Source organism: Zhouia amylolytica, from assembly GCF_900116365.1.
GTDB classification, from domain to species: domain Bacteria; phylum Bacteroidota; class Bacteroidia; order Flavobacteriales; family Flavobacteriaceae; genus Zhouia; species Zhouia amylolytica.
Map to the genome: position 1 here is coordinate 103,438 of NZ_FPAG01000002.1, position 12,991 is coordinate 116,428.

General features: G+C 36.3%; 11 protein-coding genes. 2 read left to right on the top strand and 9 right to left on the bottom strand.

The window, feature by feature from the left end; translation table 11 throughout:
* Positions 1-67: 67 nt before the first annotated feature.
* From BM361_RS03030 to lnt, 5 genes are all read right to left on the bottom strand, one after another.
* Entirely contained in the window at positions 68-643 is a 576-nt protein-coding gene (locus BM361_RS03030; protein WP_074976824.1) for a cob(I)yrinic acid a,c-diamide adenosyltransferase, read from the bottom strand.
* Positions 644-684: 41 nt separating this feature from the next.
* Positions 685-1,197, bottom strand: a complete 513-nt coding sequence (locus BM361_RS03035; RefSeq protein ID WP_074976826.1) for a hypothetical protein — start codon at positions 1,195-1,197, stop codon at positions 685-687.
* A 247-nt stretch (positions 1,198-1,444) separates the two neighbouring features.
* Positions 1,445-3,055: a leucine-rich repeat domain-containing protein gene (locus BM361_RS03040; protein ID WP_074976828.1), complete on the bottom strand. Its 1,611-nt coding sequence runs from the start codon at positions 3,053-3,055 to the stop codon at positions 1,445-1,447.
* 227 nt (positions 3,056-3,282) lie between these two features.
* Entirely contained in the window at positions 3,283-5,142 is a 1,860-nt protein-coding gene (locus BM361_RS03045; RefSeq protein WP_038264949.1) for an ABC-F family ATP-binding cassette domain-containing protein, read from the bottom strand.
* Between the two features lie 55 nt (positions 5,143-5,197).
* Complete coding sequence (lnt, locus tag BM361_RS03050; RefSeq protein WP_254785728.1) at positions 5,198-6,781, bottom strand: apolipoprotein N-acyltransferase; 1,584 nt, start codon at positions 6,779-6,781, stop codon at positions 5,198-5,200.
* Positions 6,782-6,950: 169 nt separating this feature from the next.
* Here lnt and BM361_RS03055 point away from each other — a divergent pair, with 169 nt between their 5' ends.
* Positions 6,951-7,709 (top strand): CDP-alcohol phosphatidyltransferase family protein, encoded by a 759-nt coding sequence (locus tag BM361_RS03055; RefSeq protein WP_038264947.1) that lies wholly within the window; start codon positions 6,951-6,953, stop codon positions 7,707-7,709.
* On the opposite strand, the gene lptB is transcribed toward BM361_RS03055, so the two are convergent.
* The 4 genes from lptB to BM361_RS03075 form a co-directional block, all read right to left on the bottom strand.
* Positions 7,710-8,465: an LPS export ABC transporter ATP-binding protein gene (gene lptB / locus BM361_RS03060; RefSeq protein WP_038264944.1), complete on the bottom strand. Its 756-nt coding sequence runs from the start codon at positions 8,463-8,465 to the stop codon at positions 7,710-7,712.
* Positions 8,466-8,529: 64 nt separating this feature from the next.
* Positions 8,530-8,886 (bottom strand): carboxymuconolactone decarboxylase family protein, encoded by a 357-nt coding sequence (locus tag BM361_RS03065; RefSeq protein WP_074976829.1) that lies wholly within the window; start codon positions 8,884-8,886, stop codon positions 8,530-8,532.
* A complete protein-coding gene (tatC, locus tag BM361_RS03070; protein WP_038264939.1) occupies positions 8,879-9,718 on the bottom strand; it encodes a twin-arginine translocase subunit TatC in 840 nt (279 codons plus the stop codon). The genes BM361_RS03065 and tatC overlap by 8 nt, the downstream gene beginning before the upstream one ends.
* Positions 9,718-10,686: a KpsF/GutQ family sugar-phosphate isomerase gene (locus tag BM361_RS03075; protein WP_038264935.1), complete on the bottom strand. Its 969-nt coding sequence runs from the start codon at positions 10,684-10,686 to the stop codon at positions 9,718-9,720. The genes tatC and BM361_RS03075 overlap by 1 nt, the downstream gene beginning before the upstream one ends.
* 85 nt (positions 10,687-10,771) lie before the next feature.
* Here BM361_RS03075 and recQ point away from each other — a divergent pair, with 85 nt between their 5' ends.
* Positions 10,772-12,973 carry a DNA helicase RecQ gene (gene recQ, locus BM361_RS03080; RefSeq protein ID WP_074976830.1) on the top strand — a complete coding sequence of 734 codons (2,202 nt, stop codon included), beginning with the start codon at positions 10,772-10,774 and terminating at the stop codon, positions 12,971-12,973.
* Positions 12,974-12,991: the final 18 nt, after the last annotated feature.

Below are 12,991 nucleotides of genomic sequence, written 5' to 3' on the forward strand. Positions count from 1 at the left end.
TTAAGAACGTAATCATTTTTTGATGAAATAATTGACTTTTTAATGTTAAAATCTTATTAAAATAAGGTCAACTCTCCTTTTCGGGAATCCATTTTACCTCATCAATTTTTAAGTCATACGACAACTTTCGTGCCAGTACAAAAAGATAGTCGGACAGACGATTTAAGTACTGAATTACTTTTTCGTCAAAAGGTTCATTTTCAAATAGATGAGAGGCTAAGCGTTCAGCTCTTCTGCATACAGTTCTGGTTATATGACAATATGACACCGATTGATGGCCACCGGGAAGCACAAAATGTGTCATAGGCGGTAGGTTTTCATTCATCTTATCTATTTCATTTTCCAATAACTTAATGTCGTTATCAGCTATTTTTGGGATATTTAAGCGCGGTTTACCGTTTTTCAAGGTTTCTTTTTCGGGTGGTGTTGCCAAAATGGCACCAATGGTAAATAAGCGATCCTGAACGTGTATTAAAAGCTTTCTAAGTTCTTTTTCTATATCCTGATCGCGAAGCAGCCCTATCCATGAGTTGAGTTCATCTACGGTACCGTAACTTTCTATGCGAATATGATGTTTTGGCACTCTGGTACCTCCAAATAGCGAGGTTTGTCCTTTGTCTCCTGTTTTGGTATATATTTTCATGGTAACTTCTTTGGTATTAGCGAAGGTACAAACAGCATTGTTTAAACCCTAATGATAAAATGTTCTTTTTGTTGTTCTTTTCTAATGAATAATAATCCACAGTGGTATGTATCGATACTGACATTAAAATCTTCATCACGGGTTATGTTTTCCCAGATATTAAAGGATTTTTCTGATGAATGAATCCCGTCCAATAATATCAAGGTGTCATTATGAATAAGGGGCTTTACAGCGTTTATTTCCTTTGGTAGCTGATCATTTAAAATATCAATATGACTGAAATAAACCAAATCATACGTTTTTTGTTGTTCAGTTTGGTTAAAGGGCTTTATGCCGAGGTAGTCTGACAAATTAGAATTGGGTTTTTCAAGATTGCTTTTATAAGCTACCTCAGTTATTTTTGAGGCAGCCAGTGCGCTGGTAAATGCGTTTATTTCCGGTGTGCCAATATTCAGAATTTGTTTTGGATTAAAGTATTGTATTAGTCGATAGTATAGTTTGGCTTTTTTTAAGGAAGATGAATTACCGTTTATGCCTTTTTTTATTACACCCATCAACTCTTTTGAAATATCCTCGGATGTTTTCCGATAAAAGCATTTAGTGATCATGCTGTAAACAAAAGGTGAGTGGACGCCGTGTTGGTTGGTCGACTTAATGAGGAATTTGAAATAATTAAACAAAGAAGACAAAATTGTTGATTTATAGAGACAAAAATAAACTAAAAACTTCACTGTTGCCAGTGAAGTTCTTACATGTGTAAAATCAAATTAATATGAGAATAAAAAGTGGTTGCTATTAGAATTAATAGCAATCGGTACGATTATCTTTTATGATCTGTGTACCATAATTTGTTTCGAGATCACAAACAGGTTGTGGTATTCCAAACAAAAAATTTCTTTGAATGTTAAGAGTTTTTAGGTTTGTAAGGTTTCCTAATTCTTCTGGTATTAAGAATAATCTATTACGATAAAAGGAGGCGGTTTCTAAATTATTCATGTCGCCTAAAGTTGCTGGAACTGTTTGCAAGTCATTCCCATCGAACAGAATGTTCTTTAGGTTGTCCATTTCGATTAATTGAGATGGGAATTGTTGAAAATCATTATAGGCTAAATCAACCGTTTCAATTTGGGTCATATCGATTACGGAGTTATTAAGGCTAATTAGTTTGTTAGTCCTTAATCTCAGCACTTTAATTTCTTTTAAGTTACCCAGTTCTTCAGGGATCTCCTGTAGCTGATTATTATTTAAAAACAATTCTGTCAGGCTGGTTAGATTTCCGACACTGATTGGTAAAAACTGAATGTTGTTGTCGCTTAATATCAACCATTTGAGGTTGGTTAAGTTGCCCAGCTCTTCAGGCAGCCATGCAATCCGATTTGAATTTAAAGCTAATCGATCTAATTGTGTTAAATTACCTATAGATGCAGGAATAGAATTAATGTTGTTACCATTTAAGAACAATGACCTTAGATTAGTCAAGTTTCCAATCTCTTCAGGGATAGAATTCATCTTTAATGCGCTATCGGTATTTTGGACAACCAGATCTGTTAATTGAGTAAGCTTACCTATTTGAGGTATGAGGTTCTCTATATTTTTATTAGTAAGATCAATTTGAGTAACTCTTTGGTCGTATAGGGTAATACCTTCCCATTCAGCAATATTCAATGAGGTAATGTCCCAATTAAGTAAGTTTTCCAAATTGGCCTGATATAAATCAATCAGTATTTTACGCTCATTAGGTGTGTATTCAATGATAAGAGAATAGGTGTTGGTATCTCCATTTTCTGCTGTGACTGTGTAGTTGACTCCTTCTACTAAGACATCTTCCGGGGATGGGGTGATTGTAGCTCCAACTGAAAATTCGATACTTGGAATTAACCCACTGTCTATACTTCCTTCCGGGATTGTAAGTTTAATGGTCTTATTAGTTTCGTCAATATTAGCTTCAATATCGTAGTAAATTTGATTACTGTCTGTTCCATCACTATTTATGGACGTAAGCAGGTTGAAGCTAGTGACTTTTGCTTCTGAACTTTTTGCGACCTCTATATTTACATTGTAAATAATAGACGTTTCGTCTTCAGCTGTTACGGCGTATTCAACTGCCTGGGTAAAATCAATACGAGTTTGGTCACTTGGTGTAACTTTCGATAATGGGGAGCTTTGTATTGAAGGTTTAAGATTTGAAATATCAGTGCCAACAGGCATGGTAGCTGTGATAAGCTTTTCACTTTCATCAATGGAAGCTACAACGTCAGTATCGAGGCCTTCATTATCTGAAGCCAAGAATTCAAAACTTTCTATTTCCTTTAAGTTGCTTTTTGGGATTTCTTCTCCTGAAGAAGAATCATCCTTACTACAGGAGAAAACGATCACCGTAGCAACTAGTAGGTTAAGTAGTTGTCTCTTCATATAAAGTCAACATTTAGGTTAATTTTGGTTGAACTACATTTAAGAAACTTGGGGCAGTTCAAAAAGGTAGCTTGGGGTTCAAAAGAGTAAGGATTAACTTATTCTTAAGAACTAAATTACTGATTAATTTTATTTAATCGATAAAAAGCTCTAAAAATTCGATGAAATGCACAAAGATTTTATTAACAAGGTTTGTTAATATATTTTGTAAGAAAAAAGAAAGAGAATTATTCTAATTTCATAGACAATTCAAACCAACGTTCAGTTTTTTCTTCAATTTGACTGGTTATTTCTTGTAATTTTATAGACTGTTCATTGATCTCTTCCCCTGTTAAATTTGGATCAAGGAACAGAACTTCAATCTCACTTTTCTTTTGTTCCAGCTTTTTTATTTCTTTTTCGAGTCTGTTGTATTCTTTTTGTTCATTATAGTTTAACCCGCTATTGGCGTCCTTTTTCCAGCTTTTCTTTTCTTTCTTTTCGGTGGTATTATTTTCTTCCGGTGTAGCACTGTCTTCATAAACCCTAAAATCACTATAATTTCCGGGAAAATCTTCAATTATTCCATTGCCTCGGAACACAAACAGATGATCGACGATTTTATCCATAAAATAGCGATCGTGTGACACTACAACCAGACAGCCTGGATAATCCAGTAAAAAACTTTCCAATACATTAAGTGTAACTATATCGAGGTCATTGGTAGGTTCATCCAAAATTAAAAAATTCGGATTCTGAATTAAGACGGTGCATAAATAAAGTCGTTTTAATTCTCCACCACTCAGTTTTTCTACAAAATCATACTGTTTCTTTCTATCGAAAAGAAATCGTTCCAGTAACTGGGCTGCAGAAATCGTCCTCCCTTTAGTAAGTGGGATAAACTCACCAAATTCTTTTATAACATCAATTACTTTTTGCTCAGGTTTAGAGTGAATACCACTTTGCGTATAATATCCAAACTTAACTGTTTCTCCAACTACTACTTTTCCGGCATCTGGCTCTAGGGCTTTGGTAAGAATATTTAAAAATGTGGATTTTCCAGTTCCATTTTTTCCTATTATGCCAATACGTTCCCCTTTAATAAAGTTGTAATTGAATTTATCAGCAATTATTTTTTCACCAAAAGATTTGGAGATGTTGTGAAGCTCCACAATTTTGCTTCCCAGGCGTTCCATGTTGATCTCCAGGGTAACCTGATGTTCTTTTCTTCGTTGATGTGCTTTTTCTTTTATCTGATAAAAATCGTCAATACGAGATTTAGACTTGGTCGTTCTTGCTTTAGGCTGTCTACGCATCCAGTCGAGTTCCTTTCTAAAAAGATTTTTAGCTTTCTCTGTACTCGCTGCCTCCGATTCTATTCGTTGTTCTCTTTTTTCAAGATAATTCGAGTAACTGCCTTTGTATTGGTATAATTGGCCATTGTCTAACTCTATGATCTCATTACAAACTCTTTCGAGAAAGTAGCGATCGTGCGTTACCATAAAAAGCGTAATCTTCTCTTTGGCAAAATAGGATTCTAACCATTCAATCATTTCGAGGTCTAAATGGTTGGTGGGTTCATCTAATATGAGAAGATCGGGTTTGCTAATTAAGATCGTGGCTAAAGCAAGTCTCTTTTTTTGTCCTCCGGACAAAGAAGAAACTTTTTGGTCTAGATTATCAAGCTTTAGTTTAAAAAGTATTTGTTTGTATTGCGTTTCGAAATCCCATGCCTGATGAATTTCCATTTGTTCAAAAGCTTTTTGATAGGCCTCTTCGTTTTCCGGATTTTTTAAAGCTTTTTCGTAATTGTGAATTACTTTTAAAATTTTATTCTCCGAAGCAAAAATGGTTTCTTCAATTGTCAGGGACGGAATTAAATCCGGTTCTTGTGAAAGAAAAGCAATGTTCAGGTTATTTCGTGTTACCACCTGACCTTCATCTGGTGTGTCTTTACCGGTAATAATATTTAGTAATGATGTTTTTCCGGTACCATTTTTTGCAATTAGTGCAATTTTTTGATCCTTATTGATGCCAAAGGAAATATCCGTAAACAATACACGTTCTCCATATGATTTGGCAATATTTTCAACAGAAAGGTAATTCATCAATGTGTTTTCAAAGATTCAGAAGTTCATACTTCAAATATGAGGCAAGGTACGATCAAGATTTTTTACGGGCAATAGCAAATAGTATAATTAATCCTGCTATTAATACAGCAATTCTTGCAATGTAATCGCCGTATTGCACATAAAAGGTCTTTTTATCATTAATTGTAATGACACCTTTCAGGGTGCCTTTAATTTCGTAGGCGAGGGTGCTCATGACTTCACCTTTCTCATTAATAAATGCAGAGACCCCAGTATTGGCACTTCTGGCAATACTTCTTCTGGTTTCAATGGCCCTCAATTTGGCATAACTCAAATGTTGCATGTGACCTTGTGTTCGATCCCACCAGGCGTCGTTAGTGATTATGGTTAAAAAGTTTGCCCCTTTTTTAATATATCCGGTAACAAATTCACCATACACTGATTCGTAACATATTATTGGAGCAGCAACAAATTCTCCGGTATTTGAGGTGAACACACCCCTTTCTTTTTGGATGCTTCTGGTTGCAATAGTTCCTCCCAGGTCTAGCATGATATTACCAAGTAAAGGCTCGAGAATTGGTTTAAAAGGAAAATTTTCTACTCCAACTACTAATTTTGATTTAATGTAGAATTGTGACTTTCCTGTTTTGTTAATTTGAGCTGCTGCGTTGTACCAATCCACCCAGTCACCTCGCTGTGTGCGGTTAGCTGTGGAGGTAGGTCTTTCATCTTGCTGATATAATCTATAGAAGTCTGCTCCTACAATAATATTCAGGTTGTCGTTATTCTTTGATAGAGTGCTTAACATGTTCTTTTGCTGGCTTCTATCAAATTGATCAATAGGAAACGTATCAGAGAAAACAGTTTCAGGGGCGATTAAATAATCGGTGTTTTCATCTAGTTTATCTTTGGCTTGCTGAATGAGTCCGGCGGCTATTTCAGTGTTTGATTGACCGTACTTCTCAGTATAAGGATCAACATTGGGTTGAATTATAACAGCTTCAATGGTTTTATTACCTTCTTCATAATTATTGAGGATTAAAAAGGAAATAATTATAGGGATGGCTATACACAGGACATTTTTACCAACTCCAACAGATAAGATTTTTGTGCTTTTGTGCTCTTGATACTTTTCATAGGTTTTAAATAGACCGATATTCACGATCCAAATCCAGAGAGCCCCTCCGAAAGTTCCAGTGAACTCATACCATTGAATCCAAGAGGTGTATTCTGAAAAAACGTTACCCAGGTTTAACCAGGGCCATGAGAAATCCCAGTTGAGGTGAAACTTTTCAAAGGCCATCCAAATGGCGGGTAAAAATACCAGGTGTATTTTGGAAGGTAATTTATTAGCGACTTTATGGTACATCAGGAATACCAATGCCATTAATAAGGAATTCACCAGGATAGCAAAGAACATTCCAAAAGCGCTTGAATACCACAACCACCAGGTGGTTATAGAATTCCATACCAAGAAGGCCAGATATGATGTGACCAGTGTTTTTAGTCCTTTTCTTTTAGTGTCTGAAAGGCGAATGTTTTTCTCTGCAATTAAAAGTGGTATGAATCCTAAAAAGGCTAAAAGAGGAAGTCCGTATGTAGGCCAGGCTAAGGCAAGTAGTAAGCCGGAAAAAATCGCAAGTAGGTAATTCTTCATCAGGTTTATTGTCAATTCAAGCTGTGAAATATGAAATATTCAGTTTCTACAAATATCTCATAATTTTATAAATATATTCTATTATCTATTAAACAGAATAAATAATCGGGTTAAATGTAGTATTACTCATCGTTATAAAAACCTTATTTTTACACAAAATATTTTAAAGATGAAGAAACATATCCCTAACCTGATAACCTTATTAAATCTATTTTGTGGATCAATTGCAGCAATCTTTGCAGTGAAAAATCAGCTTGAAGTGGCTGCTGTTTTTGTGTTCTTGGGTATATTTTTCGATTTTTTTGATGGTTTAACAGCCAGGTTACTCAAAGTACAGAGTGATTTGGGTATTCAATTAGATTCTTTAGCAGATATGGTTACCAGTGGTCTGGTTCCGGGAATTGTGATGTATCAACTGTTGCACATGAGCAGTGGAATTGGAAGTTGGGAAGTTGCGGATAGTCCAGTTGAAGTAGTTTCGTTGTTTGGGGGGGATGTAAAAGCACTTCCTTTTCTTGGTTTATTGATTACCCTGGCCTCTGCTTACAGGCTGGCCAAGTTCAATATAGATGAAGATCAGGCTACTTCATTTATTGGGTTGCCGACACCTGCCAATGCTCTTTTTATTTTATCCCTTCCGTTGATATTGTTTTATCAGGGAAACGATTTGGTAAATGGTTTTATTCTGAATAAGTGGTTTTTGATTGCTATAACCTTATTGAGTTCTTATATGCTCAATGCACGGATTCCGTTATTTGCTTTAAAGTTTAAAGATTGGAAGTTAAAAAGTAATGCTACACGATATAGCTTTTTGTCACTAAGTGTAATATTATTAATTCTCCTTCAATTTATAGCGATACCAATTGTTGTGGTATTATATGTTTTGATGTCTGCTATGGATACTATGATGAAAAAAAAGCAACCTTAATTAAGGTTGCTTAGCTTTAAAATCTAATTTCTTTTTACGGAGTTCGAAATTTTGTCCCAGATATACTTTTCGTACCATTTCATCTGCAGCAAGTTCTTCAGGTTCACCTGCTTTTAGAATGTTTCCTTCGAACATGAGATAGGAGTGTTCTGTGATGGCTAAGGTTTCCTGAACGTTATGATCGGTGATGAGGATCCCAATATTTTTATCTTTCAAATGCGCTACAATGCGTTGAATGTCTTCAACGGCCACCGGGTCAACTCCGGCAAAGGGTTCATCTAATAAAATAAAGCTTGGGTCAGTTGCCAATGCACGGGCTATTTCGGTACGTCGTCTTTCGCCTCCTGAAAGCAAATCTCCTCTGTTTTTTCGAATGTGTCCTAAACTAAACTCATCTATCAGTGCCTCCATCTTCATATGTTGCTCCTTTTTAGAAAGCTTAGTAAGCTGAAGAACACTCAATATGTTATCTTCTATGCTTAGCTTTCTGAAAACAGAAGCTTCTTGTGCCAAGTACCCAATTCCGTGCTGGGCGCGTTTGTACATAGGGTAGCTTGTAATTTCCTGGTTGTCTAAAAATATCTTCCCTCCATTCGGTTTAATCAGGCCGACTATCATATAAAAGGAAGTGGTTTTTCCAGCACCATTAGGTCCGAGTAAACCAACAATTTGTCCTCGGTTTACCTCCAGGGAAATTCCTTTAACTACTTTTCGTCCTTTATAGGACTTCATAATGTTCTCAGCTCTTAGCTTCATGTTTTAGCTTTCAGAAATTCAAAAATAGACAAATACTCCAGAAATAAATATCTTTTAAGAAACATTATGAATTTGCTTTTTGTTCTTCCAGGGCATCCCAATATTCGTATGCTCTTCTTAAATGGGGGATAACGATGGTTCCACCCACCAGTGTAGCAATACTTAAGGCTTCAAAAACCTCTTCTTTTTTAAGTCCTTCTTTATGGGAGGTTTCCAAATGGTATCTTACACAGTCATCGCAACGCAGTACAGCTGAGGCTACAAGGCCAAGTAACTCTTTGGTTTTTACATCCAAGGCACCCGGCATGTAGGCATTCGTGTCTAAATTGAATATGCGTTTTGTTACTTTATCAGCGTCCTCTAAAATGCGCTTATTCATTTTAGCGCGATACTCGTTAAATTCTTCTACTTGATTAGCCATTTTTTGTCAGTGATTTTTGTTCTTCTTCTCTCTTTTTCTCTTTTTTTAATACGATTCTGGAGATGATAATACTGGCTTCATATAGAATGGCGATCGGGATGGCTACAATAATCTGGCTAGCCACATCCGGAGGTGTAATTACAGCTGAGAGTATTAGTACTATCACCAAAGAAATCTTACGATATTTCTTTAAAAACTCTGGAGTTACGATCCCTATTTTGGTTAGAAAGAATATAAGAATTGGAAGTTCAAATATAATTCCACAGGCTAAAACAGAAGATCGAACCGTTGATATATATGAAGCTAAATCAATGTCATTAAAAACCTCTTTACTTACGGTGTAATTAGCAAGGAAGTTAACTGATAAAGGAGAAATAATATAGTAACCAAAAAGTACACCGGTAAAGAATAACATAGAGGCGACAAAGATGAAGCCTTTGGCATGTTTTCGTTCATTTTCGTATAGCCCCGGGCTGATGAATTTCCATAATTCATACAATATATATGGGAAACCTAAAATGATTCCGGCCCAAATAGAGGTCCAGATGTGCGCTGAAAACTGTCCTGCCATTATTCTACTTTGCACCCTAAACTGGGGTCCTTCACAAAAGGATTCGTTTAACCCCAATGTTTTAGCAATGTTACAGAAAAAGCGATAAGTTACGAAATCGGCCTTTTTGGGACCGAAGATGATTGTATCGAATATAAAATCTTTTGCGATGAAAGCGATAACACCAATTATTAAAATAGCTGCTGTCGATCTTATTAAATGCCATCTTAATTCTTCTAAATGATCCAGAAATGACATTTCCTGAGCGTTCTTTTTAGCCATTATATAATACCTTCTTTTATTAAATCGTGTAGGTGTATAACACCTGCGTATTTACCTTTTTTTTCTACTAGTAGTTGAGAGATGCCATTCGCTTCCATATGCTCCAGGGCATCTACAGCCATGGCATTAGCCTCAATTGTTTTAGGATTTTCAGACATGATGTCGCAGGCTTTTAAACCGTTTATTTCATCATATTTGTTAAGCATCCTACGAATGTCACCGTCGGTAATAATACCTACAATTTTACCGTTATCATCGGTAACCGGTGCAACACCAAGTCTTTTTTCAGTAATTTCTACAATGACATCTTTAATTGGAGTTTCCGTTTTCACCTGAGGTTTCATGTTGGCCTCTGAAATATCGTGTACTCTTAGGTATAATTTTTTTCCTAGGGCACCTCCCGGATGGTATTTAGCGAAATCTTTACTACCAAATTCTTTAAGTTCCAGTAAGCATATTGCTAAAGCGTCACCGATAACCAACTGTGCTGTGGTACTAGAAGTAGGCGCAAGATTGTTAGGGCATGCTTCTTTTTCTACATGAGCGTTCAATATAAAATCTGCTTGTTGACCCAGGAATGAATCTTTATTTCCGGTTATAGCAATAAGTTTATTCGGACCATTTTTTAACAAGGGAACCAGTACCTTAATTTCAGGAGTATTTCCACTTTTAGAAATACATATTATAACATCGTCTTGTTGTATAGTTCCTAAATCACCGTGAATGGCATCGGCTGCATGCATAAATATTGCAGGGGTTCCGGTGGAATTTAAAGTAGCTACAATTTTAGTGGCAATTATTGCGCTCTTGCCTATACCTGTAACCACTACACGCCCTTTGGAGTTGTAGATGAATTCGATGGCATTGGCAAAATCTTCATCAACCAAACTACTAAGATGTTGAATTGCTTCACATTCTGTGTCAATAGCTTTTTTTGCTGTAGCTATGATTGTATCTTTGCGTTTCAAACTTTGTGTTTTATATGGTTTGTAATAAATAAAGAATGTATTATCTTTAGTTGTGCAAATGTATGTAAAATAGTAAAACGATAGGATGGATACAGCTGAAATTGACTTACACGCGGCGCTGAAGCAGTATTTTGGATTTGGTCAGTTTAAGGGATTACAGGAAGGTGTTATAAAGAGCATCGTTAATAATAAGAATACTTTTGTTATTATGCCTACGGGAGGAGGAAAATCATTGTGTTATCAGCTTCCCGCCTTAGTTAAAGAAGGAACGGCAATTGTGGTTTCCCCATTAATCGCATTGATGAAGAATCAGGTTGATGCCATTCGAGGTATCTCGGAAGACAGTGGCGTAGCGCATGTTTTAAATTCTTCTTTGAACAAAACTGAAGTAAAAAAAGTAAAGAGCGACATTAAAAGTGGTGTTACAAAATTGCTTTATGTGGCACCGGAATCACTTACGAAAGAAGAGTATGTTGAGTTTTTACGCTCTGTGAAGCTATCTTTTGTAGCTGTGGATGAAGCGCATTGTATTTCCGAATGGGGACATGATTTTAGGCCCGAGTACAGAAATCTTCGAATGATTATTAAGCGTTTAGGGGACGATATACCTATAATAGCGTTGACAGCAACCGCAACACCAAAGGTTCAGGAGGACATAATCAAAAACCTCCAAATGTCGGATGCCCAGGTTTTCAAAGCTTCATTTAATCGACCTAATCTTTATTATGAGGTTCGGCCGAAGACCAAGAACGTTGATGCCGATATCATACGATTTGTAAAACAAAATTCTGGGAAGTCCGGAATTATTTATTGTTTAAGTCGTAAAAAGGTAGAAGAGCTGGCTCAGACCTTACAAGTAAATGGTATTAAAGCTGTGCCTTACCACGCAGGCTTAGACGCTAAAACCCGCGCTAAGCATCAGGATATGTTCTTAATGGAGGATATCGATGTGGTAGTTGCCACTATTGCCTTTGGAATGGGAATAGATAAACCCGATGTACGTTTTGTAATTCACCATGATATACCTAAAAGTATAGAAAGTTATTACCAGGAAACAGGAAGAGCCGGTAGGGATGGCGGTGAAGGACATTGTCTGGCATTTTATTCATACAAAGACATTGAGAAACTTGAAAAGTTCATGAGCGGTAAACCTGTTGCTGAGCAAGAAATTGGTTATGCTTTACTTCAGGATATGGTCGCTTATGCAGAAACCTCGATGTCACGTAGAAAATACATTCTCCATTATTTTGGAGAAGAGTTTGATGAAGTGAATGGAGAAGGTGCGGACATGGATGATAATATACGACATCCGAAGAAGAAACACGAGGCAAAAGATGAAGTGGTCATTCTTCTTCAAGTTGTTAAGGACACCAAACAGAAGTATAAGAGTAAAGAAATTGTGAATACCTTAATTGGTAAGGTTAATGCTCTTATAAACTCTCATAAGACTGATGAGAAGCCATTTTTTGGCATCGGAAAGGATCAGGATAATAAATATTGGATGGCTCTTATTCGCCAGACTTTGGTAGCAGGTCTCTTAAAAAAGGAGATTGAACAATATGGGGTTTTGCAATTGACCAAGGCAGGGAAAGCCTTTCTGGACCATCCAGAGTCTTTTATGATGACAGAAGATCACGTCTATGAAAATATTGAAGACGATTCAATTGTTACGGCCTCTAAAGGTGGAGGTGCAGTAGCTGATGAACAATTACTTGCCATGTTAAAGGACCTTCGGAAAAAAGAAGCAACCAAACACGGGATTCCTCCTTTTGCTGTTTTTCAAGATCCATCTTTGGAAGATATGGCTTTGAAATACCCTGTGAGTATAGAGGAGTTTGCTAATATTCATGGAGTAGGTGAAGGGAAGGCAAAGAAGTATGCCAAACCATTTGCCAGTCTAATTAAACAATATGTCCAGGATAATGAAATAACCAGGCCTGATGATCTGGTAGTGAAGTCTACAGGAGCTAACTCTACTTTGAAGTTGTATATTATTCAAAATATTGACAGGAAGTTAGCCTTGGATGATATTGCAGATGCAAAGGGGCTTAGTATGGAGGAGCTCATTAAGGAAATGGAACAGATCGTCTATATGGGAACTAAGCTGAATATAGATTATTGGGTGAATGATATTTTAGATGAGGACCAACAGGAAGAAATTTATGATTATTTCATCGACGCTGAAACAGATAAAATATCAGATGCTATTGAGGAGTTCGATGGAGATTACGATGATGAAGAATTACGATTATATCGAATAAAATTTATTAGTGAAGTAGCTAATTAGATGAAAAGCCTGCATTTG